This is a genomic window from Salegentibacter holothuriorum, from assembly GCF_900168045.1.
In the GTDB taxonomy this organism is placed as follows: Bacteria; Bacteroidota; Bacteroidia; order Flavobacteriales; family Flavobacteriaceae; genus Salegentibacter; species Salegentibacter holothuriorum.
In genome coordinates, this window is sequence record NZ_FUYY01000002.1 from 367,628 (window position 1) to 392,163 (window position 24,536).

The window sequence follows — 24,536 nt, forward strand, 5'->3', positions numbered from 1 at the left end:
AAAGATTAGTTCGTCAAATTAGCTCCACTAGAAACTTCGTATTTTGTAACATTAATGGCTGGTAAAAACAAGTTTAGTTCGCAAGCTCTCATTTAAAGCAAAGCCCAACAAAGAATTCTTAACATCTTGCTATCTAAAATTTTTAAAAAGATTTAGTTCAATTTATATCTCTGAAAAATCAAGGTTTTCATTTAGTTATAGCTTGGTCTTTTCTCTTTCTTCTTGCAGCGAAGCGATCTTGTCTATCTATCTGTACAATACTGAATTCTTATACCAATTTACCTTGCAAATTTTGCAATATTTGCTGATACTGGCTGTTTCCCGGGGCTATCTTTCTAAGTTGGCGGGCAGTTTGCAAGGCATCCTCCCTCTCCCCCGATTTCATTTCACCCAGCAATTTTATATATAGAAACTCCTCATTTTCGGGTACGGTTTTCAGCGCATCTTCAATAATCAAAAGAGAGGCTTCAAACCGAGAAGCTTCCTGTAATTTCAAAGCATAATTGTAACAAGCACGGAGATTTATCGGTTTGCTATCACAAGCTTTTCCCAAAAATTCTAAAGCTTTATCAGGTTGCCCGGTTTCATTATAGAGTAAACCCAGCATATAGTAGGTTTGCCCAAAGTTGGGTTCCTGTTCCGCTACTTTTAAATAAAGCTCTTCAGCTTCTTTACTTTGACCCTGGTTATAAAGAAGCAAGGCCAGGTTCATTCGGGCCGTATTGTAGTAATTATCAATTTCTATAGCTCTACGGTAGGCTTTTATGGCCAGCTCGGTATTTCCTTTCGCCTGTGCATACAATGCGATTTGGGTTTGTCCCGAAGCAAAATCGGCATTCATTTCCAGATTTTCCAAGAACTCCTTTTCTGCTTTTACATATGCCTCGTCCTGGGGAGCTTGTAAATTATTAGAATTAAAATACCGCGCTGCCGAAATTCTTACCAGGCGTTTTTCATCATCGAGTAAATCGGCAATATAAGTGGACATATCTTGAAGTCCTAAATTATTAAATGCTCTAACTGCTTCATTTCGCACCAGTGGCGAAGAGTCGTGCAGTAGGTTCTGTATCAAATTTATTTCCCGCTGTTGTAACCGGCGATCTACATAATAACGCAATGCAGTAGCCCTTATAATATCGGGATACTTTTTATTTTCAAGAAGCTGCTCTAATGCAGTAAGATCGCCAAGTTGTCCTGGCAGAAAATGATCTGAAAAATGATCTTCTCTCACCTTTCCATAGTTTTCTACCACAGCATCGGCAGCCCATTCTGCGCTTTTATCGGTATGGCAAGTATTACAGGCATTTGGCGTTCCGTAATCTACAGTTTGATCTGGACGGGGAATTCTAAAACTATGATCCCTTCTATAATCGTTACCCATATAAGTTACTCCCGTCATGTGGCAATTTATACATTTTGAGCCATCAGTACCGTTCTCATGAAAATGATGTTCTTCGCTGTCGTATTTTGGTACATGGCAATTAAGGCACAGATCGTTACCGGTACTTTTAAGTTTGGTAGAGTGCATATCATGACAATCGGCGCAAGAAATACCATACTGGTACATTTTGCTCTGCTTAAAGGAAGCATATACATAATCTTCATCCCTTATTTGACCATCTTTTTCATAAACCGGATAAGTAAGCAATTCTGGGTCATAGTGGTCTAAAAAACTACCATCATAGTCAAATACTTTGGTAAATTGCGAACGTCGGGAATGGCAGCGTGCGCATTTATCTACCAATTCTACGGAAGTCATATCACTATGCATATACAGTTTTGGTGGATCACCTTTCTGCAAACTATCTTCATAAAAAGCCACGTGTTCACTCGCGGGGCCGTGACAGGCTTCGCAACTCACGTTTATTTCGCTAAAGGTGGTATTATAGGTGAAATTTTCTGTATCAAAATTCTTTTCCAGGTTTGTGGAATGGCAATCAGCACACATGGTGTTCCATCGCATGGAACCGCCAGACCAATGCATCCATTCTTCATGATGAATTTCCAACTCTGGCTGCAGGTCAAACCATTTGTTCTTTTCACTGTCCCAGGCAGTTAAAAGCGCCTGGTACTGCCCTCCTGGAAATTTAATTAGATACTGCTGTAATGGCTCTACACCAAAGGTGTAAGTTACTTCATAATCGTGATATTCTCCATCTGGCCCCTGGGTATTGACATGATATTCTCCATTTTCTTTAAAAAAACGAGTCTTTATTCCTTTATTGGTAAATACCTCACCATCAAAGTCACCCAAAACCGTAGTAGAATCAGCTATTTTCATCGCCAAATCGTGGTGTGAGCCTTCCCAGCTTTCATATTCCTGAGCGTGACAGGAAATGCAAGACTGTGATCCAACAAAGGCTTGTCGCGAAGAAGGAATTTCAGTATAATTTTCGTTTATTTTGTTTGTTTTATCCTTGCAGGAGATTAGAAAAATAGGCAAACATATACAAAAACAGAAGTAGAGATATCGGGAAGATCTTAAATTCATCAAATTTGAAAATATCAAATTATACAATACATGGCAGCTCTTTTATAGAGCGACAAAATGATAGATGAAGATAATGATATTGGAGCAAAAAAATATTTGGTTTTAGGAATAAAGTCAGTAAAAACATTATTATCTAAAAAGTTTATATTTTGAGCTTAGAAATATCAATTTTAGCCTGATAACGTTTCAATATTTTCAATAATACTATTGAATTATTGCATTCTGAACACTGAAAAAAATTCCATTTTTTGGATTAAGTTTTTAATTTTTACCTTTCCGAAGAAAAAAAGAAATGCTGGAGCCCTACAATGATGAATATTTTATGAGAAAAGCCCTGGAAGAAGCCGAAAAAGCTTTTGAAAGAGGTGAGATTCCCGTAGGTGTTGTGGTAGTGATTAACAATCAAATTATTGCGCGTGGTCATAATCTAACCGAAACCCTTAACGATGTTACCGCTCATGCAGAAATGCAGGCCATAACCGCTGCAGCAAGTTTTCTTGGCGGGAAATATTTAAAAGGTTGCAGCATGTATGTTAGCCTGGAGCCCTGCCAAATGTGCGCCGGTGCTTTATACTGGAGCCAGATCTCAAAACTTATTTTTGCCGCGGAAGACCAGCAACGCGGGTATCGTAAAAACGGGGTAAAACTTCATCCCAAAACCGAAGTAAAATCTGGTATTCTCGCTCAGGAAGCTTCCAACTTACTAAAACGCTTCTTTATTCAAAAACGAAACTTAAATTAAAAGATCGGGTTTTACGTTAAAGACTTGCTAAAGCCAAGTGTTATAATGCGTTAAAAGCTATTGTTAGATGGCATTTTTTCCAAAAATTTGAGATTCTATAAAAATAATTTTCGTTTTACGTCTATATGGGGAATATCAATACATTTTTTAAACTAACATTTCTTTTTTTATTTTCAGGATTAACAGCAACTGCACAGGTTACTCCAGGCAGGGAAGAGCCTAAATCTTTAGAACATACTTTTTATGTTGCGGGTAATCTAGGAAACGACCTAACAGTTGAAGGTCAAAAAGTGCTAAAAGCTATTGTAGCAGCTTCAAAAAAAGATGAGGAAGCAACGCTTTTAGTGCCAGGGAATTTTCTTCCGCCCAGAGGGTTTCCAAAGAATGAAGCCGAACGTGAGGCCCAAAAACAATTTTTACAAAAGAATTTGCTAAATGCCGTTCAGGAATTTAATGGCACTGTGGTCTTTACTCCAGGGCAAAATGAATGGACAAAACAAGGGCAGAATGCCATAGACGATCTTGAATCTTTTCTTCAGGATAACCAGTCTAACACAGAAGTTTGGCCAGATGATGGCTGCCCTATAGAAAGTGAAGAAATTTCCCCAGATGTAATTCTGGTAACTGTAGACACCCAATGGTATTTAGAAAACTGGGACGAACATCCAAATATGAATGCTAAGTGTGATATAAAAACCAGGGAACGCTTTTTTGCCGAGTTTAAAGATGATATTAAAGATGCCCACGGAAAAACTATTGTGGTTTCTATGCAACACCCGGTAATGAGCAATTCAAAAAGATCTTTTACCGAAAAGATTGGCGGTTTTTCTCCCCAGGATTATCAAAATGAAGAGCATAGATATTTGCGAGGCAGATTAGAAACCCTGGCGAGTCAGTTTGATAATGTGATTTTTGTTTCAGGAAAAGATCACAACCTTCAATATTTAGAAGACGATGGCATTCCACAAATTATAAGCGGAAGCATCGGAAAACCTAAAAAACTAAGTATTAGGAAAGAGAATGAACATTTCGGAACTACTAAAAGTGGTTATGTTAAATTAAAACTCTATAAAAACAACCAAACGCTAGTTGAATTCTTCACCATAGAAAATACTGAAAATCCAATTTTCAGCAAAACAATTAAAAGCGACGAACCCAACTGGGATGAAATTGATTTTAAAACCAAAGAAGAAATTGGGGACACCATAAGTGCTTCTATTTATACCGAAGAACAAACCGATAAATCTGGCTTGTATAAATCACTTTTTGGAGATTTTTACAGGGATGTTTACAGTACAAAAATAAAAGCTCCTGTGCTATTTCTTGATACGTTAGACGGAAATCTTGAACCGCTAAAAGAAGGCGGTGGCATGCAATCACGCTCCCTACGATTTATTGCAGACGATAAAAACGAATTCACCATACGCGCACTTAAAAAAAGCGCTACCCGTTTTCTGCAATCTGCAGCTATAAAAGATCATTATATAAAAGATTATATAGAAAATACAGTGGCACAACGCTATGCTCTGGACCTTTTTACCACGGCGCACCCGTATGCTCGTTACTCTCTAAAACACATCAACGACTTACTTGAAATAAATGCCGGTAAACCACAAATTTTCTATATTCCAAAGCAAAAAGCGCTCGGCCTGAATAATGATGAATATGGGAATGAACTTTATATGCTTGAAGCTCACGTAGGTGATGAAAACAAAGAATTTGAAAAATTTGGTGCTCCCGAAGATATCATTAGCACACGTGATCTTTTAGCAGAATTAAAAGAGTCTAAAAATATAAAGGCAGATGAAGATAAATTTATAAAAAACCGGTTAGTAGATATGCTAATTGGCGATTGGGATCGGCATTATGACCAATGGAGATGGGGCTTGCATACCCAAAACGATGGCACCAAACTTTACAAACCTATCCCAAGGGATAGGGATTTCGCATTTCCTAATTACGATGGTTTTATTCCAGATTTAGTGAAATTGGGCTTGCCAATAGTGAGAAAAATGGAAACCTACGACGATAATGTAAATAATGTAAAATGGTTTAACCTCTCCGGATATCCTCTAGACCAGCGATTGTTGAAAAATTCAGATTGGGAAGATTGGCAGGAGCAGGTGAGTTTTATTCAATCTCAGCTTACCAACGAAGAAATAGAAACTGCTTTTAAAGCTTTACCGGAAGCAGTTCAGGATAAAACCATTGAAGATATTAAAGCACACCTTAAAGCCAGAAGAGATAATTTAGGCGACATAGCTCAGCGGTATTACAACTATCTCCAGGAATTCCAGGTATTACCCGGAACCGAGGAAGATGATGTTTTTAATATTGTAAGAAAAGAAAACGGTACTACTGCTATACAGATGATTAATGAAGATGGAAAAGAAGTCTTCAGTAATTCCTATAATTCTGAAGCTACCGATGAGATTTGGATCTACGGGCTTGATGGCGATGATACTTTTAAAGCTACCGGTGATGGCGAAAATCCAATTAGAATCAATGTTATTGGCGGGGAAGAAAATGACATTTACGATTTTGAAAATACCCGGAAAATTAAATTGTACGATCACAAAAGCAAGGAAAACACCATTACAAATCCAAAATCTAAAAAATGGTTGGTAGACGATTACGAGATCAACACTTACGACCCAGATAAGCGCAAACAAAGCGAAAATAAAATTATGCCTCACATAGATTATAATGGTGATGAAGGACTTTCTCTCGGGCTAAAAGATACCTACACTACTTACGGGTTAACTAATAATCCTTTCAACACGCAACACAGTTTCGATGCTTCTTATTATTTTGCCACAAATGGATTTGAAGTAGGCTACAGGGGTGAGTTTGCACATGTTTTTTATAACTGGAACCTGGGAATAGATGCCCGCTATACCAGCCCTAATTTTGCTCTAAACTACTTTGGTGAAGGCATGGAATCAGAAAATATGCGAGACACTTTTGGTCGTGATTATAACCGTGTAAGGATTGAGCAATGGGAATTTGCACCATCACTTATTTGGCGAGGAAAATCTGGCGGAAGCTTTTACGTTAAGCCAATGATACAATCTAAGGAAGTATCTTTTGATGAAGAACGTTTTATAGCCGAAGCTTTTTCTGAAGAGAACGATCTTTTTAATCAGCAACTTTATGCCGGTGGGGAATTAAATTATCATTATGAGAACAGGGATAACCCAGCATATCCTTCTCGCGGATTTGAAGCTGATATCACTACAGGTTACAAAACTAATATTGATGAATACAATAATGAATTCGCCTATATAAGTCCGTCTCTAGCCATAGATTATCCATTACACGAAAGCGGAATTGCTGTCCTGGCCACCAAAATTGGCGGAAAAATTATTATTGGTGATAATTATGAATATTATGATGGTGCTGTACTGGGTGGCAATAAAAACTTAAGAGCCTACCGTTGGGAGCGTTTTAACGGGAAACAATCTTTCTACCATTCTACCGATCTTAGAGTTGGTGTAAGCCGATTTAAAACGAATTTCATTCCCTTGCAAATTGGAGTGAGTGCAGGTTTCGATTACGGTCGTGTATGGGCTGAAAGCTCTAATTCAGAGCAATGGAAAAATAACTACGGTGGATCTATCTGGATAAGTGGTTTTAGCGCGTTTACTGCAAACACAGGATATTATTATGGTGATGATGGAGGCCGGTTTACTTTTACGTTTGGTTTCAAATTTTAACCAAAAACCGACGAAGTTATTTTAACAAAATTTCACTTAAATAAAGACAGGCAGAGCTGAAATTCAAGCTCTGCCTGTACAAACAACCAAACATCATGTTCTTTTAAACAAATAACATTTGCGTTCCATCCTTATCGGCTCTATTATAAAAATCGCCAATAGTCAGGATTCCATCCATATCTTCTATTAAATCTTTTTCTTCCAGGTGAAACATATCAACCGCCAGTTTACAACCCCATAATTTCACCCCTGAAGCCGAGAGAATTTCAAGAAACTCGTCTACCGGAGGCATATCAAGTTTGTCCATCTCCTTTTTCATCATTTTGGTAGCGATAGCTTCCATACCCGGCAAGCCGCCCACCATAGTAGGAATATGCATAGCCGGATTACCAACTGTTGCAACATGAAGATTATTCAGTCTTTTCTTTTGTACGGCCTCCAGACCAAAAAAAGTAAAAAATATTTCTGCTTCAATGCCTTCCATTCTCGCCCCGTTAGCCATAATAAAAGCCGCGTAAACATTTTCTATGGTAGCCTTCGATAAAATAAAGAGCATCTTTTTGACTTTTGTAGTACTCATCGTCATAAGTTTTAGTGGTTAAATACAGCTTTTAGGTTTAGGTACACCGGCAATCTTTGTAGAGATCTTTAACGGTCCTCCCGGAAAGAGAGCATAAAATTCTTTTATATCAAGCACACCGCTCTTTTTAATTCCTCTTATAGATAAAGCCTTATCTGCTTTTACCTGTTCCTGAATCCAGTTGATAACTTCCCAATGTCGCGGAGTCATTTCAACCTTCTCTTCGTTGGCAATTTGCTCCCCCACTTCTTTATTCCATTGAGAAAAATCGGTTAAATATCCTTCGTGGTTTCTGTCTACTTTTAATGTATTTACTTGAGTTTCCATGATATTGATTTTAATTGATTATTAAAGCTTTTTTCCTTTTGTACTCATATTTCGGCCAACGAATGGAATTGGAATTCCTTTTAAAAGCATATTCCAGTAAATCCATCGAAAAGCCAGTTTTCCCCAGTGATTAAAGACACTTTCTTTTAGCAGTTTTAAAGGACCCAATACTGAAAATGGAAAAGTTCCCTCTACAGGTTCCTGTTTATAATTAAAATCTATTAACAGGGCTTTATTATCACCGGTTTCAATAAAGCAATTGGCGTGGCCGTCAAATTCCTCTTTTAGAGGCTTTCCATCTATATAAAGCAAGATGTTATCTGTAAGAGTTTCTGATTGAAAATGGGCTACTGAGCCGGCCTTAGACGCAGGAACATTGGTAGCATCTCCAATTACAAAAACATTTTCGTGCTCTTTAGACTGAAGTGTATGGTGATCTGTAGGAACGAAGTTTAAGTCGTCACCCATCCCAGAGCGTTCTATCACATCGTCACCCATATTGGTTGGAATGGTTACCAGGAGATCATATTCCACTTCCTTTCCGCCGTAATCAATAATCTTATTATTTTCATTATCAACACTCTCTATAGCGAAATCTATCTCAAGATTTATTTTCTTTTCTTCAAGCAAATATCCAAGTGTCTCAGCACTTTTCTCTTTTGTAAAGGCTCCTGAAAGCGGAGTTACATAGGTGAGTTCCACCTTATCACGCATTCCTTTTTCCTTAAAATATGAATCTGCTAAAAATGCGAACTCCAGCGGAGCTACGGGACATTTTATAGGCATTTCGGTGAGGTGAACCACCATTTTACCTCCCTGCCAATCTCTAAGCTTATTTCGTAGCGCCAAAGCACCTTCATAGGTATAGAAATCGAAAACATTTTTGTGCCAGTTTTCACCTTTCATACCTTCCACTTCTTCGGGGGCAATTTTAGAACCGGTAGCAATTATCAGAATATCATAACTAATAGTTTCGTCTTCCAGTTTTACCTTGTTTTCTTCCGGAAAAATTCTATCTATTTTCTTTTGAACATAATTCACTCCTTTAGGAATAAACTTTTTTCCTACTTTTTTCACCTGTTCTTCGGTATAAATATCAAAAGGCAGAAATAAAAATCCAGGCTGATAGTAATGTGTTTTGTATTGGTCTACGATGGTAATCTGCCACTGTTCCTTTTTTAATTTGGACCGAAGTTGATTTGCCATCATTGTTCCAGCTGTTCCGGCGCCAAGTATGAGTAAATTTTTCATCTTTTATAGATTTAAATAACTTATATACAAAGTTACCTTAGAGCCTGATTTTCAATTGCAACCAATGTTACATAAGCCTATTTTGCACTTTTAAAACAAAACAGTTAATATCTTTATATAAAAACCAACAAAAATTATATTACTTAATTATTTATTCAAAATATTGCTTATTTAAACGTATTTAATTGAATATTTTATTATTTACACCAAGAATACATTATATGACGAGTATCAGTTTTACTTAAGTTTTTTTGCTTTCAGAAATTAGATCCTTACTATTTCAGAGTTTATATATGTTTCTTTAATAAAACAGCTTCTTTATTTCATTCTTAGTTTTTACAATTACAGAAGTCCAATAATGGAGAGATTCCACAGTTTTGGGGAAAAAATCCAGAAAAAATCAATAACACTCGTGGGCTCCTTAAAAACCATAAAACTCACAAAACACTGTAATAATGACGATTACACAAATAAATTCTCCTTATGTTATACACATTTCATTTTAGGTAAGGATATTGGTTTTAAGGAGAAAAATAGATTTAATCATGCCTCCAGATACCAACCTTATATTTAACCTACTACAAGTGGTAATGCTTATTCCATTTTTGCATCTTTTAAACCAATATATCTTTAAAAAATTAGGCAGAAAGCACGATTTTTTCTTTGCTGGATTAATGAACAAGTTGTTCTATTACCATTTGCTTTTTGCAGGGATCTATTACACTTATGCTTTCTTTAATCCTTCAGACTCTAAAAGATATTTTAGCGTACCGGGAAAAGAAGGTAAAACCTGGGACAGTTTTTTAGAAACCGGCACCTCTTTTATAGATTTCTTATCTTATCCGTTTATAAATTATTTCGGGTTTAGCTACGAAATGATGATGTTGCTGTTTAGCTGGATTGGCTTTCTGGGCTTTGTTTACGCCTACCTGTTCTTCAAAGAAAACATCGCCCTAAATATTAAACTATTCAAAAAAATAGATTTCCTGATACTTATTTTGTTTCTGCCAAATATGCATTTCTGGACCGCCTCTTTAGGGAAAGGAGCGCCTATATTTCTAGGTTTAATGTTATTTGCTTATGCACTTAGAGAACCAAGAAATAGGCTCATTAGCTTAGGTTTAGGATCACTTCTGGTTTTCGCAATAAGGCCTCATATGTTTTTGTTATTAGCGGGTGCAGGTATGTTGAGTATATTTTTAAATAGAAACCAAATAAGCTTAAAACAAAAAGCCATTTTCGTGGGTGCTATTACCGGTGTTTTATTATTATTTCACAAACAAATCCTTGGGGTAATGAACCTTGGAAATTCCCAAAACTTAATCGCCGATTTTCTTTCTTTTACAGAAAATAGAGCGAACGATTTAGACAATGCTACTTCGGGAGTACCAATGACCGAGTATTCTATTATAGAGAAATTTTTCACATTCTGGTTTAGACCCTTATTTTTTGATGCCCCGGGAATTCTTGGTGTAATCGTATCCATAGAGAACCTAATCTACTTATTACTATTTGGCAAATTGTTTAAAAAGAGTTTCTTCGGATTTCTAAAAACGGCACCGAGTCATGTAAAACTAAGCCTCATCCTATTTTTCACCAGCTCTTTTGCAATGACTTTTGTAATGTCTAATTTAGGCATCATCTTAAGGCAGAAATCTATGATTATGTATTTCTTATTTTTTGTGATCTATTATTTTATGGCTTACGAAAAGGACACTGTTTTTAGATTAAAACAGGAAGTGACTGGAAGTAAGACTCTGGCTAAAGCTGCGTAATGTTTGGATGGACTTAGAACCGTTTCATGAAGATTGAAATTTTTATTTCCAAAACTCATCTTCCCAAATCCCACAGGAGATTTCTTTGTCGTGGTGTTGCTGAATATGCTGAAGTTCTTCTGCTGAAGCTTTTTCCTGGATTTTATTAAAAAGCACCCGCTCTTCAAACCTAATGTGGCCTTCCAGATCGTTTTTAATCATCTCAAGAGCAAACGATATCTCGGTATCCTGAGAGAATAACGCGGCAAGATGTTCATGTTCTTCCAGAGCCTGTTTTACCAAAACATCCTTAGCGCCCAAAACCGGAAAAACATATTTTTCTTCAATGCTAAAATGTTCCTGTAATTGATTTTTCCAAAACCAATCGGTATAATTCTTAATGCGCCGTGGCTCCACTCCCGTTTCAAAACCTTTCCTGATCTTCCAGCAGAGCAAAAGACCCTGGTGATGCTCACGACTTAAAGGTTGAATCGCTTTATGCCTTTTTATCGGATTATTTTTTGGTGGTACCATAATTAGAATATTTAATTCTTATATAAAATAAGAAATCTTAAGCTGATTTTTATCGATTTTTTCAAGTTATTCTCAATTTGTTCAATTACTCAAACCAATAATAACCCTGTTATATAAACCAGCGTTCCCACCACCATCATCACCAATGTATAGGGAAGGATTTCCCGGGCTTTTAGTTTGGGAGTAAAATAGCCCACATAAAATAAAAGGCAGGAATAATTTTTGAAGTATTTTCTACAAAATTGCCTAGACTTCAAGATGTAAATTATATAAATCTTCAATACGAACTTAAAAAAGAAACCCCCGCCAAATTGACGAGGGTTTCGTGTTATTAAAGCATTTACAGTATACAATCTACATTATACACTATACCTCTTTTGTATTTACAATTTCTCAAGATCTTTTACTTCCTCTTTATCAGCTTCCATGATGCTTATCGCGTAACCGCCACCAGGAGCAGATTTTTGAGAGAGATCAGACTTACTGTTCACTCTATACTTCTTGATCTCATAAGCCTGCGGATTATCTTTATAATGCGCATCTTCAGCATCGGCATAGACAGTTGCGATATAGGTTTTCCCTTTTTCGAGGAAATCGAATTCAATTTCTGAAGTTCTTGGGCTAAGACCGTTTACATTACCTACAAACCAGTTATTCCCTCCTTTTTCCTTTCGGGCGATAGTGATGTAATCTCCGGGTTCGGCTTCCAGGTAAACACTTTTTTCCCAATCTATCGCAACATCTTTTATAAACTGAAATGCATCCATAAACTGCTCGTAATGCTTAGGCAAATCGGCCGCCATTTGTAAAGGCGAATACATTGTTACATACAAAGCCAACTGATTGGCCAGGGTGCTATTTACGTGCGAATTATTTTCTGGATTCAGTTTACTAATATCCATTTCAAAAATTCCAGGTGTGTAATCCATTGGACCGCCAATTAAACGCGTAAAAGGTAAAACGGTCACGTGATTTGGTTTACTTCCGCCGAAAGCTTGATATTCGGTTCCACGAGCCGATTCGTTTGCGATAAGGTTTGGCCAGGTTCTGGCGATTCCGGTCGGTCTAACAGCTTCGTGCGCGTTGATCATAATCTCATATTCCGCAGCTTTTTCAAGCGCATATTGATAATGATTTACAATCCACTGGCTATAATGATTTTCACCTCGCGGAAGTATATCGCCTACATAACCGGTTTTAACCGCATTGTAATTATTGGCTTTCATAAATTGGTAAGCCGTGTCTAAATGCCGTTCGTAGTTTCTAACAGAAGCCGAAGTTTCATGGTGCATAATCATTTCTACTCCTTTAGAATTTGCATACTCTCTAACCTCATCTACATCAAAATCTGGATAAGGCGTTACAAAATCAAAGACATAATCTTTAGAATTTCCAAACCAATCTTCCCAGCCTACATTCCAGCCTTCAACCAGTAACCCGTCAAAACCGTGTTCTGAAGCAAAATCTATATAATATTTCACATTTTCTGTAGTTGCAGCATGGGTGCCATTAGGTTCAGCGGCTTCAAAATCGGTTTCACCTAGTTTTACTGCAGCAAATTCATCGGTATAATCCCAGGAGCTCATTCCCGTGATCATTTCCCACCAAACGCCCATATATTTCATTGGCTTAATCCAGGAGGTATCTTCAATCTTACTGGGTTCATTTAGGTTGTAAGTGATTCTCGAAGCGAGGATATCTTTTGCCTCTTCACTTACAATTATAGTTCTCCAGGGCGTTTTTCCGGGAGCGATCATAAAGGCTTTATCCCCATTAACATCTGGTGTTAACCAGGATTCAAAAACCATAGTTTTGTCATCTAGATTTAAGTGCATCGCAGGGTAATCCAATAAAGCGGCTTCGTGTAAATTAATATACAGACCGTCTTCGGTTTTAAGCATCAAAGAAGTTTGTACACCGGTTGGTGAAAATGATTTTTGAGAAACATTGGCGGTTACCGCCTTTTCCATCAAACCTCTTATTTCTGAAAGTTTACTTTCGGTATAATCGTATTCCTGGGTATCGTAATCACCGGCGATCCAAAAAGCGGTGTGATCTCCCGTCATGGCAAATTCAGTTTTTTCATCTGAGATCACGAAATGCCCTAGATTGGATTCCTGCGGAAATTCATATCTAAACCCGAGTCCGTCATTGAATAAACGAAAACGTACAACCAATTTTCGCTCTGAATCCTCCTGATCCAAGTGAACTACAAGTTCATTATAATGATTTTCAATCTTACTTTCTTCACCCCAAACCGGTGTCCAGGTTTCGTTAAAAGTAGATTTTTCGGTGCTTTCTATGCTAAAGTTAGCGGTTAAAGGTTTCCCTTCTTTTAACTCTAAGCCAAGCTTACTCTTTTCTATTATAGTTTGTCCTTCAAACTCCAGGTTATAAACCGGAGTACCATCTTCCTGCAGAGAGAAATTCATCTGCAAGTCTCCATTAGGAGATTCAAGGCTTTGAGCCTGGAGACTACCAAAAACAACCAGGCATATTAGGCTTAATATTAATCTACTTTTCATAAAATCTTCTTTTGTATGTGTGGAACTGTACAAAAGTAAGACTTTATGTATTTCAAGGAAATGAATACCCCCCGAAACTCTTAAAATAAAAAATTAAATACTGGAATTAAGAAGCCAACATTCTAAAAAGCTCCTCGTCTATTTTAGCATTTTTATTTCGGTGATACTTATTTAGCAAATTAGCAATCAAATCACCTATGGCGTCCTGCCGATCTTCAGATTTTCTCATGAACTGAATTTTGCCCCAGCCACGAATATCGCAAACCATCATGCCATTTGCATCCCAAATTGTTTGATTTCTACTATCATAATTAACTGGAAATTTCAAGGTTTCCAATGCTAAATTGTTCTTTCCACTCAAACTCATCATTAAATTTTTTTAAAATTATTTTCAGCAAAATTAGTCCCAAGTATTCTGATGTAGGTTATTTAAAAATTAAGCCTTCACGTCTGATTTTTAATTGAATGTTAAGTTGAGAATTGCCTTCCTAACATAATAAATTCTTAGTAGTTCCTTGACCTTCAATTAACCTAAGCAGCTACCTTCTTTTATATTTTTGAAATACAAAACGAGATTATGAAGGGGGCAATTCTGAAATGAAAGTCAATCCCCCTTTTTTTATGCGATAGTTTTTAATGTTGTTGTATCGTTTATAAAATAATTCTATCCGCAATCACCTGTTTTCAAACTCTCATCAAGCACCTCTTTATCTCAAAGAATTTGCTAACTTTACTCTTCACCCTATTTAAACACTTTCCAAATTTCCGGATTAAAACAAATCACCTTTGAGTAAAGAAATCATTTATAAAACATGCGGAGTTATTGGTGTTTTAGGCTGTGTAGCTGTTTTGGCGGCCGATCTTATTGGAATAGCATTACACGAAGCACACAATCCCATAAGCAACACCATTAGCATGCTAGCCATAGGAAAATATGGATGGATTCAGGACTGGGGTATAGATATATTGGCAGTTGGTTTTTTTGCCCTTGCCATTGGACTTTATACCTGGAAGAATTCCGGAACAAAATGGATTATAGGACTTGTTATTTTGGTTCTTATAGGTGTAGACCTCATAATGATTGCGGAGCATAACCAATACGCCGGAAGACCTGGTCATAAAATACATCGCAAACTCGTTTATGCCCTGGCAGTTCTTTTCCCTGCAGTTGTTCTCTTAACAAGTTTCGATCTAAAAATGCTAAAACCTTACCTAAAAAAATTCTCTTTCTGGATTGCCGGCTTATGGCTTGTTCTAGCTCCACTTTTACCTCTAATGCCAGATTCTTTAGACGGTGCTTATGAGCGCCTGGTATGCACCTTAATCGTGATTTGGCTGGGTACAGTTTCTTATAATTTAATCTATTCTTATAAGAAGACAAAGAACACCTAATCCTGATAAGTTCAATCTTTAATAAAAGCTAGTCACTTAAAGAATATTTACTTTGAATTTTTCTCAAAATTCAAACCACTACGACTTTTTATAATGCGTGGCATCGCCGTAAAACAACTCAGCGCTTTCCATTATAGTTTCTGAAAGAGTAGGATGCGGATGAATAGTTAGCGATAAATCACTTGCAGTGCTGCCCATCTCAATTGCCAAAGCGATCTCTGGAATCAAACTTCCAGCATTTTTCCCGGCTACGGCTCCTCCTAGAATTACCTCAGTTTCCTTATCAATTAGAAGTTTAGTCAAGCCAGTATTTTCTCCAATGGCAACAGCTCTTCCCGAAGCTGACCAGGGAAATTTTACAACTTTTACATCTTTTTCATTTGCCTCTTCTTCGGTGAGACCACACCAAGCCAACTCAGGATTAGTAAATACAATTGCGGGAATAACTTTAGGATCATAGCCAGCTCCTTTTTTCCCTGCGGTCACTTCTGCAGCAATTCGGCCTTCATGACTTGCTTTATGTGCCAACATAGGTTCTCCGGTGATATCTCCGATCGCAAAAACATGCTCCAATTTTGTTCGGCGTTTATTATCTACTTCCAGGAAACCTTTTTCATTGGCCGAAATCCCAAGTTTTTTCAGACCCAGATTCTGTGTGTTTGGTTTTCTCCCAACAGCTACTAACACACAATCAAATTTCTTGTTCTGCTCTTCTTTCTTTCCTTTTAAGGAGACCTTCACGCCTTTTTTGGTAATCTTCACTTTTTCTACTTTAGTTTCAAAAAAGACATTTTTAAAGGGTTCGTTTTTCTCAAAAACCTTAACCAGGTCCCGATCTGTTCCGGGTAAAAATCCTGGTGTCATTTCGGCTATAGAAACTTTTGTTCCCAAAGCGGCATAAACGCTCCCAAGCTCCAAGCCAATATAACCACCCCCAACGACTAACATTTTTTTGGGTATTTCCTTAAGTTCCAGCGCATCGGTAGCGTCCCAAATGTTCTCATGGTCTATCTCCAGTTCGGGTAAGCCTACCGCAGAGGAACCGGTGGCAATGATCACTTTTTCAAAACTTAAATCAGAAGTTTTTCCTTTATTATCGGTCACCTCCAGCTCATTCTTGCCGGTAAATTTGGCCTTTCCCTGTATATATTCAATATTCCGGGCTTTGCTTAATTGCCCTAAGCCTTCTGTTAGTTTTTTAACCACCTTCTCTTTCCAGCTTGCAACTCTTTTAATGTCTATTTTAGGCTCTTCAAATTTCATCCCCCATTTTGAGGCATGCATAGCCTCTTCTTTGGTTTTTGCCAGGTGTAAAAGTGCCTTGGAGGGAATACAACCACGGTAAAGACAAACTCCGCCGGGATTAACTTCAGGATCAATAAGCGTTACTTTTATTCCAAGATCTGCTGCGTGAAAGGCTGCTGCATAGCCTCCGGGACCGGCACCAATAATAACGAGTTCTTTTCTATCTTTATTTGCCATTGTTTCTAAGATTTAAGATTAGCCTAAAAGCGCTTCGTATGGATCTTCCAGTGCTTTTACCAGCCAATTCATAAAACCAGCTCCATCGGCGCCATCTATTAAGCGATGATCATAAGACAAGCTTAGCGGAAGTATACTGCGAGGTTCAAACTTACCATCTATATAAACCGGTTTGGTAGTTGCGCGTGAAATACCGAGAATCGCCACCTGCGGATGGTAGACTATTGGCGTAAAATTAGTACCGCCAATACCGCCAAGATTTGAGATAGAAAAATTGCCTCCTTCCATATCTTCTTTAGATAGTTTTTGTTCTCGTGCTTTCTCTGCTATTTCTGAAATTTCTACCGATAGATCCTTGATGCTTTTTTGATCTGCATTTTTTATCACCGGAACTAAAAGGCCATCTTCTGTAGCCACCGCAATATTGATATTTACATATTTTTTAAGGATCATTTCTTCCTTATCCATATCTATACTTGCATTGAATGTTGGAAATTTATGCAGGGCTGTGGCTACAATCTTGGTAAGTATGGCTGTGAGCGTGAGTTTTCCACCGGCTTTTTCAACTTTCTCATTATGATCTTCTATATAAGTTTCAACTCCAGAGATATCGGCTTCTCCAAACTGAAACACATGCGGAATAGATTGCCAGGAGGCCAATACATTCTTAGCCGTGGTTTTTTTAATACTATTTAGCGGTTTATTTTCTACCGCTCCCCATTTACTGAAATCGGGTAATTTAGCCTGGCCGGAACTGCTCTTTTTGCTACCGCCTTCCTTGTATCCTTTAACGTCTTTTTCAGTAATTCTTCCACTTTCGCCGCTACCACTTATTTCTTTTATATTCACCCCAAGTTCACGGGCTACTCTTCTCACTCCCGGAGAAGCATAAACTTCTTTAGAAGAGTCTTCATCGGTATCTTTATCTTTTTTAGCCTCGCTTCCTTTGCTTTTCTTTTTCTCAGCATCTCCATCTTTTTTCTCATCATCATCTTCTTTCTGCTCTTTTTCTTTTTCACCAGACTTGGATTCGTCTTTTTCTTTTGCCTTAGAACCCTGTTCCTCTTCCTCTTTTTTAGCTTCTTCTTTTTTATTTTCTGAAGTCTCTTCTTCCTTATCTTTTGATTTGTCCTCCTCTTTTTCTTCTGAATCGTCACCATTATCTTCCAGGATAATAATCACATCGCCAACACTAACCTCGTCACCTTCACTAACTTTTATCTCCTTAATTGTTCCTCCTGCAGTAGCTGGAATTTCGGCCGTAGCTTTATCTGTTTCTACTGAAATTACTGACTGATCTTCTTCAATTTTATCTCCCTTAGAAACCAGGATTTCAGAAATAACAGCGGTATCTACGCCTTCTGATATTTGCGGAACTTTTATCTCTTTTGCCATAATTATTTTTTTAAGCCGTTCGTGGATTAGTCTTCTGTGGATCCATTTTCAGTTTTTTAGCTGCTTTCTTCAAATCTTCCATGCTAATTTGATTTTGTTTAGCAAGGCCATATAAGGCAGCATAAGCAATATGCGAGGCATCGATCTCAAAGAAACCACGCAAGGCTTCCCTATTATCACTTCTACCAAAACCATCGGCTCCTAAACTAATAAGCTCGTCGGGAAAATAGGATGCAAGGCTTTCGGGAAGAGCTTTTATATAATCTGAAGCGGCTACGAAAGTGCCTTTTTCATCTTTCAATTGTCGTTCTATATAATTTTGTTCCGTGTTTACCTGCGCTTTTAGACGGTTGCTACGTTCGGTATCAATAGCATTATCGTATAGTGTTTTATAGCTGGTAATACTCCAAATATCTGCGCCCACATCAAATTTATCTTCCAGGATTTCCGCAGCTTCCAGCACCTCCTTCATAATCGCACCACTCCCAAATAAATGCGCCTTCTTAGTCTTTTTTCGTGATTTCGATTTCCTGAATTTATAAAGTCCGTTAATGATGGCTTCCCTATCCACATCTTCCGGCATTTCGGGCATAGGATAGGTATCGTTTCCAATGGTGATATAATAAAACAGGTCTTTGTTCTCTATATACATATTCTTAATTCCTTCTTCTACAATAACTGCCAGCTCATAGGCAAAAGCGGGATCGTAAGCTCTTAAATTAGGAAATGCCAGTGCATATAAATGACTTTGTCCGTCCTGGTGTTGCAAACCTTCCCCGGGAATACTGGTTCTCCCGGAAATACCACCCATAAGAAAACCTTTTGCACCTGCATCTGCCGCAGCCCACATTAGATCGCCGGTTCTTTGAAAACCAAACATGGAATAGAAGAAGTAAAACGGAATGGTATTGATGCCATGGGTTAAGTAAGTTGTTCCAGCCGCAATAAACTCGGCCATACAACCAGATTCGGTAATCCCTTCTTCCATTATAGCCCCATTTTTGGCTTCTTTATAATAGAGCAAACTATCTTCATCTACCGGATCATATTTTTGTCCGTGCGGAGCGTATATTCCGGCTTGCCTAAAAAGTGATTCCATTCCAAAAGTTCGGGATTCATCAGGAATAATTGGAACAATCAATTTTCCTAAATTTTTATCCTTCATCAGCTTACCTAAAATTTGAACCATGGCCATAGTAGTAGCTACCTCGTCTTCACCCGATCCATTTAAAAAATTTTCAAAGATTTTTACGTCTGGAGCCTTTAATTTTGAACTTCTGTCTTTTCGCTGCGGAATATAACCACCAAGGTTTTTTCTCTTTTCCTCAAGGTATTTTAACTCTTCACTATCTTTCTTTGGTTTGATAAATGGAATTTTTTCCAGGTCTTTATCTGAAACCGGCACCTTAAAAAAGTCTCTAAATTCTTCCAGCTGTTCTTTATTGAATTTTTTAGTTTTATGCGAAACATTGCTGGCCTCACCGGCACTGCCCTGGCCATAACCTTTAACGGTTTGCGCCAAAACGATACTAGGTTTTTCTTTTGTTTCTAACGCAACTTTATAGGCATTGTATATTTTTTCTGAATCGTGACCGCCGCGTTTCAGGTTTTCCAATTCTTCATCGGAATAATCTTCAACTAACTTCTTTAGGTCTTTATCACTTTCAAATAAATCTTTCCGCAGAAATTCTCCGTCGCTATAGGCGTATTTTTGAAGTTGCCCATCGGTAAGTTCGCCTAGTTTCTTTAGGAGTTTTCCGGTTTTATCCTTTTCAATAAGTTTGTCCCAGTCTTTACCCCAAAGCAGTTTAATCACATTCCATCCCGTGCCTTTAAAAAGCCCCTCCAATTCCTGAATAAGCTTGGCATTACCACGAACAGGGCCATCTAAGCGTTGTAAATTACAATCTACTACAAAAATTAGATTGTCCAGTTTATCCCTGGATGCGATGCTAATAGCTCCACGGGCTTCTACCTCGTCCATCTCCCCATCACCAATAAATGCCCAGACTATACTTTTGTCTTCGTCTATAAGTCCGCGGTTAAGTAGGTATTTATTAAATCTAGCCCTATAAATAGCCTGGATGGGACCTAAACCCATAGAAACCGTGGGATTGCTCCAAAAATCGGGCATTAAATGTGGGTGCGGATAAGAAGTAAGACCTTTTTCAGATTGTACTTCGTGGCGAAAATTCTCAAGGTTCTTTTTCGTTAAGCGCCCTTCCATATAAGCTCTCGCATAAATTCCGGGAGAAGCGTGACCCTGGAAATATATCTGGTCCTGTACATCATTTTCAATCTTAAAGAAATGATGAAAACCTACTTCCCAAAGCTGCGCAATAGAGGCGTATGTAGAAATATGCCCTCCAATTCCTTCATCAGCTTTATTGGCTTTTACCACCATGGCCATGGCGTTCCACCTAATATAAGCCAGGATCTTTTCTTCCAGTTCTAAATCGCCGGGATAATCTTCCTCTTTGTCATGGGAAATGGTATTATGGTAAGGCGTAGTTAGCGTCTCCGGAAGCTCAACATTGTGTTTTTTGGCTTCTTCCTGTAAAATATTCAGTAGCTCCCCTGCCCTTTTAGTAGATTTATTCTCAATGATCCAGGTAAGTGAATCTATCCATTCCTGATTTTCCTGTTGGGTGCTGTTTTTCTTACTATTGGCCATAAGTTATCTTATTAATTTAAAAAGAGGCAGCTGAAGCCTTGATGCGGTAATTAAACAAGGAAGATAAACTCAAATAAAATTCATCTCGGTTTAATAGTTTCTATTTGAATAAAACTTTTGCATTTACCGCATAAGTCCATAATTGATTATTACCTACGCTGACTTCAATTTAAAAAATAACATACTTAACATCAATTGATTAACATAAGATTATAGCCAGATGTTAAAGAATAGAAGCCGTAAAAGTTTAATGAGTGTAGAATTGAGCTCAAATACCGAAAACCTGGAAGGGAAGTTTTACCAGATTAAATAGAAAAAAAATGCTGCCTGATAACAGACAGCATTTAATATTCTCTACAATTTTTTGATTCAGCTATTTATCTGAATCGTCCTCGTCTTCTATTTCCTTTTCCCATTCTGAAGCTATCACCTCTTCTTTTTTAATAAGGTTCCCGGAAGTTATTATTTTGAACTGATTATTTTCTGAAGTTTCCAGGTTCCAAATGATATTTTCGGCTTCAGGAAATTCGTCATTATTATTCATTTGTTCTTCAAACAATCTTTTAAGAATATTCCTATCTGAGAGTCCATCGTTCAACAACCTCAACACCGATTTTTTGCTTAGGCTGGAATCTGCATTTTCATTTGCCGGAGTAATTGAACAATGGATAATTGTGGCGCTGGAACTTGGAAACTTGCCGTTAAAAGCTTTAAAAAGTAATTGATTTACGTGGAATAAAGGAGCTTGCAGTTCCATTTCAGGGTATTCTTCACAAACTGTATCTATCAACATATCGTTGGAGATCTGCTCAATTTGCCCATCAGATAATTGTTCTCCCAGTTTATACTCCAAAACTAATTTTGCCGCTTCAGAAGGCTCAAAATCTGATATAGCCATAAATAAAAGCTCTCTTAAGTTTTCAGGATCGGAATCTTCTGCATCGGGAAAATCAAATTTTTTCAATAATTGTATGTAATCCTCATTACTCCAATATTCTCTTATTTCGTCTACATTATTAACTTTAGATATGCTTACAATATATTTCATCTTAATATTTTTTTAGGTTATCAAACAGTAAATACCGTCTTTAGCATGATAATCATTTTCTACAACTAAATAGATGAAATACCTTTAAATCTTAGCGTTTTATCAACTTTATTTAGTGAAAATATGATGTTGTGTCGCTGTAAAGTAATCGCGAAAAATTTGATTTAGAAGTTCATCATTTCTACTCGCTTTAACCCCCAAATAAGGAAATATTTCCATTATATCCCTTGAAATGCTTTTTACTGAATTTGAAGCTGAAGAATGAACCTCCTCTATATATTGATGATGAATACTGATTTCTGATTTAATATTAGCTTCAATTACTTTTGCATGCGCAGCTACTTTTAAATTAGCTTTAGAGAGCGTTTCAGCTAAGGCTTCCAAATTTTTTCCGGACTTAACTTTACGAGCTTCTGCCAAAAAATGCTCAGCCATACCAATATAATTTACCCAAAGTGTTAGATCAGCAAATACCGAAAATGGAATCTTAAAAATATCCTGGGGTTGGTAAAATTGATTGTATTTAAAGCTATAAGTTTCAGGAACCAAAATACCTTCTACTTTAAAGGAATCTGTGCTAGAAGCTTTTAACCCCATACTATTCCAGTCTTTAATAATCTCAACTTTTTCCCGCGGAATTACGAACGATAATACTTTTGGAGAACCATCTTCATTAAATAAAGGTTGGCCATTTTCCTGAATTTCTGCATTCAAAGTGAAGTGGGTTAAATAAGTTGCGCCGGTAGCATAACGCCAGGTTCCGGAAATTTTATAATGATCATCAATTTTTTCAGCTTTACCAAAAACTCCTCCGCTACCTCCTAAAACAGTAGTTTTAGAACTCTGAAATATTTCGCCTGCAGTTTCCGGTTGCAGGTTTCCTATAAAGTAATTGGCACCACTGCATAGGGTAAGCGTCCACCCCAGGCTGCCATCAATTCTTGCGAGTTCCTGAAGCCTGGAAAGCCCTTCGGAAAGGGAAAGTTCAAGTCCGCCATAATTTTTAGGCACCCAAATATTCCAAAGATTCTCTTTCGCAATCCAGCTTAAAACTTTTTCAGGAAAAATAGTTTTACCAAAACACAATTCGCTAAGGTCTTGTTGTAAATGCTCTTCTATCATTAAACAATAATTTAAACATTAAACTCACACTTTTCAAAATGAACTAAAAATTATAGGACGATTTATATTAAGCTGTTAATTGCCTATTATGGGCTTTGACAATTTTTCGCCATTTAAAGTATCCTGAAGTTCCTACTATAAATAGAAAAACAGTTAATGCGGCATACACATATAAGTCTTTATAAATAAGCAAAGGAATAGAAATAATATTGCTGATATTTAAGAAAATCCAATTCTCCATTTTTCTTTTGGCCATAAGCCACATCCCCGCCCAGGCAAATGCGCTCACCCAGGCATCCCAAAAAGGGACATCAGAATTGGTATGAAAACGAAGCCAGTAACTCATTAACGTAAAACACCCTAATACTATTCCTATAGCTTTTAAGTGTTCTAATTTGCTGGAATAGGAAATAGGAGTTTCTTCCTTTTGACTTCCGAATTTCCAGAAAAACCAGCCATAGATACTCATTACCAAATAATAAAGGTTTAAAAGAATATCAGCATATAATTTTGACTGGTAAAGAACCCACAGACTTATTAGGATAGAAACAATCCCAAATAAATAATTATGAATATTGTTTTTTCTTGCCAAAAGCACCTGAACCACTCCAAAAGTGGTTCCCAGGGCTTGTAACCAAACAAGTTTTGTAAAGAAATCCTCTATCATTGTATCCAAAGTTTACAATGAAATGAGGTGATGAAGTAGCTAAAAGTTGCAGAAATACAAATTCAACTTAGAAAATTCCTACGCTGGTATTATCCAGATCAGGTTCAGAGTAAATTACATCGGGGCAAAGCCTAAGAAAACATTTTTAGAAAAATGAATCTTGATTCGAGAAAAAAACATGCCTATTTTAATCTCGATTATCGAGTAAAACTCCCGGGTATCATCTCAGCCTGCCTTATGGCAAGCACCCCATTTCAGGTGCAAAACTATAGTTTATTTATGAAGTTTCAGAAGTTTTTAATGCTTTTAATAAATGCAGTATAAAAGTAGCCTCGCCAGGAATCGAACCTGGATCTAAAGTTTAGGAAACTTCTATTCTATCCGTTGAACTACGAGGCCCTGTAAGAGGCACAAAAATAATAATGTTTTCAGAAATTCATCATATTATAACTTAAAACTTCAAGCAGTTTCCCGGCTTTTATTAACTTTAATTCTATTATCATTTTTAAAATAAAATTTCATGAAAGTTTTTGCCATAAGCATTTTTACCGCACTCATTTTCTTTGCCAGTACTTGTGAAAGGCAAGAACCAGAAGATCAAATAGAACTTACCGGTACAATACAAAGTCAGGGGATTACTTCTTATCAATACGGCACACATACTTTAAATACAGAGGATGAATTTTATGCCTTAAAAAGTGAGAAAATTGAACTAGATAAGTTTGTTGGAAAAGAAGTCACAATTTCTGGATCAAGAATAGATGGTTATCCTGTAGATGGTGGCCCTCTCTATATTCTGGTTACAGAAGTGAAAGAGCAGTAGACTTCTGTGTCTT

18 protein-coding genes and 1 tRNA gene are annotated in these 24,536 nt (G+C 37.2%); 5 read left to right on the forward strand and 14 right to left on the reverse strand.

Annotated features, from left to right (window positions below; genetic code table 11):
* Nucleotides 1–268: 268 nt before the first annotated feature.
* A complete protein-coding gene (locus B5X51_RS06030) occupies nucleotides 269–2,491 on the reverse strand; it encodes a tetratricopeptide repeat protein (RefSeq protein ID WP_079720037.1) in 2,223 nt (740 codons plus the stop codon).
* A gap of 292 nt (nucleotides 2,492–2,783) precedes the next feature.
* Here B5X51_RS06030 and B5X51_RS06035 point away from each other — a divergent pair, with 292 nt between their 5' ends.
* Both B5X51_RS06035 and B5X51_RS06040 read left to right on the forward strand, forming a co-directional pair.
* The gene (locus B5X51_RS06035; RefSeq protein ID WP_079720039.1) at nucleotides 2,784–3,233 is read left to right on the forward strand and encodes a nucleoside deaminase; all 450 of its coding nucleotides are present in this window, start codon (nucleotides 2,784–2,786) and stop codon (nucleotides 3,231–3,233) included.
* A gap of 125 nt (nucleotides 3,234–3,358) precedes the next feature.
* Nucleotides 3,359–6,949: a bifunctional metallophosphoesterase/BamA family protein gene (locus tag B5X51_RS06040; RefSeq protein WP_079720041.1), complete on the forward strand. Its 3,591-nt coding sequence runs from the start codon at nucleotides 3,359–3,361 to the stop codon at nucleotides 6,947–6,949.
* A gap of 103 nt (nucleotides 6,950–7,052) precedes the next feature.
* Here B5X51_RS06040 and B5X51_RS06045 read toward each other — a convergent pair whose 3' ends face one another.
* From B5X51_RS06045 to sqr, 3 genes are read right to left on the reverse strand one after another with little or no spacing between them, the layout of a single operon-like run.
* Entirely contained in the window at nucleotides 7,053–7,529 is a 477-nt protein-coding gene (locus B5X51_RS06045; protein WP_079720043.1) for a DsrE/DsrF/DrsH-like family protein, read from the reverse strand.
* Nucleotides 7,530–7,547: 18 nt separating this feature from the next.
* Entirely contained in the window at nucleotides 7,548–7,856 is a 309-nt protein-coding gene (locus B5X51_RS06050) for a TusE/DsrC/DsvC family sulfur relay protein (protein ID WP_079720045.1), read from the reverse strand.
* 21 nt (nucleotides 7,857–7,877) lie between these two features.
* Complete coding sequence (gene sqr, locus B5X51_RS06055; RefSeq protein WP_079720046.1) at nucleotides 7,878–9,107, reverse strand: type III sulfide quinone reductase, selenoprotein subtype; 1,230 nt, start codon at nucleotides 9,105–9,107, stop codon at nucleotides 7,878–7,880.
* Nucleotides 9,108–9,652: 545 nt separating this feature from the next.
* Here sqr and B5X51_RS06060 point away from each other — a divergent pair.
* The gene (locus B5X51_RS06060; RefSeq protein ID WP_079720048.1) at nucleotides 9,653–10,882 is read left to right on the forward strand and encodes a hypothetical protein; all 1,230 of its coding nucleotides are present in this window, start codon (nucleotides 9,653–9,655) and stop codon (nucleotides 10,880–10,882) included.
* Between the two features lie 42 nt (nucleotides 10,883–10,924).
* Here the strand turns inward: B5X51_RS06060 and B5X51_RS06065 are convergent, their stop codons facing one another.
* From B5X51_RS06065 to B5X51_RS06075, 3 genes are all read right to left on the reverse strand, one after another.
* A complete protein-coding gene (locus tag B5X51_RS06065; RefSeq protein ID WP_079720050.1) occupies nucleotides 10,925–11,395 on the reverse strand; it encodes a hemerythrin domain-containing protein in 471 nt (156 codons plus the stop codon).
* Between the two features lie 383 nt (nucleotides 11,396–11,778).
* Nucleotides 11,779–13,920: a glycoside hydrolase family 97 protein gene (locus B5X51_RS06070; protein ID WP_079720052.1), complete on the reverse strand. Its 2,142-nt coding sequence runs from the start codon at nucleotides 13,918–13,920 to the stop codon at nucleotides 11,779–11,781.
* Between the two features lie 106 nt (nucleotides 13,921–14,026).
* On the reverse strand, nucleotides 14,027–14,290 hold the full coding sequence (locus B5X51_RS06075) for a hypothetical protein (protein WP_139374842.1): 264 nt from the start codon (nucleotides 14,288–14,290) through the stop codon (nucleotides 14,027–14,029).
* A 416-nt stretch (nucleotides 14,291–14,706) separates the two neighbouring features.
* On the opposite strand from B5X51_RS06075, the gene B5X51_RS06080 reads away from it, so the two are divergent.
* Nucleotides 14,707–15,312: a DUF998 domain-containing protein gene (locus B5X51_RS06080; RefSeq protein ID WP_079720056.1), complete on the forward strand. Its 606-nt coding sequence runs from the start codon at nucleotides 14,707–14,709 to the stop codon at nucleotides 15,310–15,312.
* A 78-nt stretch (nucleotides 15,313–15,390) separates the two neighbouring features.
* On the opposite strand, the gene lpdA is transcribed toward B5X51_RS06080, so the two are convergent.
* The 7 genes from lpdA to B5X51_RS06115 all read right to left on the reverse strand — a co-directional run bounded on the left by lpdA (nucleotide 15,391) and on the right by B5X51_RS06115 (nucleotide 24,099).
* Complete coding sequence (gene lpdA, locus B5X51_RS06085; protein WP_079720057.1) at nucleotides 15,391–16,794, reverse strand: dihydrolipoyl dehydrogenase; 1,404 nt, start codon at nucleotides 16,792–16,794, stop codon at nucleotides 15,391–15,393.
* 18 nt (nucleotides 16,795–16,812) lie between these two features.
* A complete protein-coding gene (locus B5X51_RS06090) occupies nucleotides 16,813–18,189 on the reverse strand; it encodes a 2-oxo acid dehydrogenase subunit E2 (protein WP_079720059.1) in 1,377 nt (458 codons plus the stop codon).
* Between the two features lie 10 nt (nucleotides 18,190–18,199).
* Entirely contained in the window at nucleotides 18,200–20,863 is a 2,664-nt protein-coding gene (gene aceE, locus B5X51_RS06095) for a pyruvate dehydrogenase (acetyl-transferring), homodimeric type (protein WP_079720060.1), read from the reverse strand.
* 373 nt (nucleotides 20,864–21,236) lie between these two features.
* Nucleotides 21,237–21,911 carry a hypothetical protein gene (locus tag B5X51_RS06100; RefSeq protein WP_079720062.1) on the reverse strand — a complete coding sequence of 225 codons (675 nt, stop codon included), beginning with the start codon at nucleotides 21,909–21,911 and terminating at the stop codon, nucleotides 21,237–21,239.
* A 108-nt stretch (nucleotides 21,912–22,019) separates the two neighbouring features.
* A complete protein-coding gene (locus tag B5X51_RS06105; RefSeq protein WP_079720064.1) occupies nucleotides 22,020–23,033 on the reverse strand; it encodes an acyl-CoA dehydrogenase family protein in 1,014 nt (337 codons plus the stop codon).
* A 67-nt stretch (nucleotides 23,034–23,100) separates the two neighbouring features.
* Nucleotides 23,101–23,700, reverse strand: a complete 600-nt coding sequence (gene pnuC / locus B5X51_RS06110) for a nicotinamide riboside transporter PnuC (RefSeq protein WP_079720065.1) — start codon at nucleotides 23,698–23,700, stop codon at nucleotides 23,101–23,103.
* A gap of 327 nt (nucleotides 23,701–24,027) precedes the next feature.
* Nucleotides 24,028–24,099: transfer RNA gene (locus B5X51_RS06115), tRNA-Arg, on the reverse strand.
* A gap of 121 nt (nucleotides 24,100–24,220) precedes the next feature.
* Between B5X51_RS06115 and B5X51_RS06120 the strand changes: the two genes are divergently transcribed.
* Nucleotides 24,221–24,523 (forward strand): hypothetical protein, encoded by a 303-nt coding sequence (locus B5X51_RS06120; RefSeq protein WP_079720067.1) that lies wholly within the window; start codon nucleotides 24,221–24,223, stop codon nucleotides 24,521–24,523.
* Nucleotides 24,524–24,536 lie beyond the last annotated feature (13 nt).

Excerpts from the sequence above, each read along its gene's own strand:
- B5X51_RS06060 (WP_079720048.1), top strand. The coding sequence starts at position 9,653 with ATGCCTCCAGATACCAACCTTATATTTAACCTACTACAAGTGGTAATG.
- B5X51_RS06030 (WP_079720037.1), bottom strand. The coding sequence starts at position 2,491 with ATGAATTTAAGATCTTCCCGATATCTCTACTTCTGTTTTTGTATATGT.
- B5X51_RS06070 (WP_079720052.1), bottom strand. The coding sequence starts at position 13,920 with ATGAAAAGTAGATTAATATTAAGCCTAATATGCCTGGTTGTTTTTGGT.
- B5X51_RS06065 (WP_079720050.1), bottom strand. The coding sequence starts at position 11,395 with ATGGTACCACCAAAAAATAATCCGATAAAAAGGCATAAAGCGATTCAA.
- B5X51_RS06120 (WP_079720067.1), top strand. The coding sequence starts at position 24,221 with ATGAAAGTTTTTGCCATAAGCATTTTTACCGCACTCATTTTCTTTGCC.
- B5X51_RS06105 (WP_079720064.1), bottom strand. The coding sequence starts at position 23,033 with ATGATAGAAGAGCATTTACAACAAGACCTTAGCGAATTGTGTTTTGGT.
- B5X51_RS06040 (WP_079720041.1), top strand. The coding sequence starts at position 3,359 with ATGGGGAATATCAATACATTTTTTAAACTAACATTTCTTTTTTTATTT.
- B5X51_RS06050 (WP_079720045.1), bottom strand. The coding sequence starts at position 7,856 with ATGGAAACTCAAGTAAATACATTAAAAGTAGACAGAAACCACGAAGGA.
- aceE (WP_079720060.1), bottom strand. The coding sequence starts at position 20,863 with ATGGCCAATAGTAAGAAAAACAGCACCCAACAGGAAAATCAGGAATGG.
- B5X51_RS06100 (WP_079720062.1), bottom strand. The coding sequence starts at position 21,911 with ATGAAATATATTGTAAGCATATCTAAAGTTAATAATGTAGACGAAATA.
- B5X51_RS06035 (WP_079720039.1), top strand. The coding sequence starts at position 2,784 with ATGCTGGAGCCCTACAATGATGAATATTTTATGAGAAAAGCCCTGGAA.
- B5X51_RS06045 (WP_079720043.1), bottom strand. The coding sequence starts at position 7,529 with ATGAGTACTACAAAAGTCAAAAAGATGCTCTTTATTTTATCGAAGGCT.
- B5X51_RS06090 (WP_079720059.1), bottom strand. The coding sequence starts at position 18,189 with ATGGCAAAAGAGATAAAAGTTCCGCAAATATCAGAAGGCGTAGATACC.
- sqr (WP_079720046.1), bottom strand. The coding sequence starts at position 9,107 with ATGAAAAATTTACTCATACTTGGCGCCGGAACAGCTGGAACAATGATG.
- lpdA (WP_079720057.1), bottom strand. The coding sequence starts at position 16,794 with ATGGCAAATAAAGATAGAAAAGAACTCGTTATTATTGGTGCCGGTCCC.
- B5X51_RS06075 (WP_139374842.1), bottom strand. The coding sequence starts at position 14,290 with ATGATGAGTTTGAGTGGAAAGAACAATTTAGCATTGGAAACCTTGAAA.
- pnuC (WP_079720065.1), bottom strand. The coding sequence starts at position 23,700 with ATGATAGAGGATTTCTTTACAAAACTTGTTTGGTTACAAGCCCTGGGA.